The following is a 435-nucleotide window of genomic DNA, read 5'->3' on the forward strand; positions in this document are numbered from 1 at the left end:
CGTCCGATCCTGTCGGAAGTCGATGGCGTCATCGGCTTCGAGGATCTCGTCGAAGGCCAGTCCATGGCCGAGACGGCGGACGAGTCGACGGGCATCACGAAGCGCATGGTCACCGATTGGCGCCTCAACCAGCGCTCGTCGAGCCTCAAGCCGTCGATCATCATCAAGGATGACTCCGGCAAGATCGCCAAGCTGCTGCGTGGCGGCGACGCGCGCTATTCGCTGCCGGTCGAGTCGATCATCGGCGTCGATCCGGGCTCCAGGGTGCAGGCGGGCGACATCGTCGCGCGTATCTCCATGGAGTCCGCGAAGACCCGCGACATCACGGGCGGCTTGCCGCGCGTGGCCGAGCTGTTCGAAGCGCGTTCGCCCAAGGACAAGGGCGTGCTGGCGGAGATCACCGGCACCGTGTCGTTCGGCAAGGAGACCAAGGGC

The 435-nt window shown here is 66.0% G+C and carries 1 pseudogene; it reads left to right on the top strand.

What is annotated here, in order from left to right:
- Positions 1 to 435: pseudogene (locus I6F37_RS40615) on the top strand (DNA-directed RNA polymerase subunit beta'); the annotation flags it as partial.

The sequence above is a fragment of the Bradyrhizobium sp. NBAIM08 genome, from assembly GCF_020193935.1.
In the GTDB taxonomy this organism is placed as follows: Bacteria; Pseudomonadota; Alphaproteobacteria; order Rhizobiales; family Xanthobacteraceae; genus Bradyrhizobium; species Bradyrhizobium yuanmingense.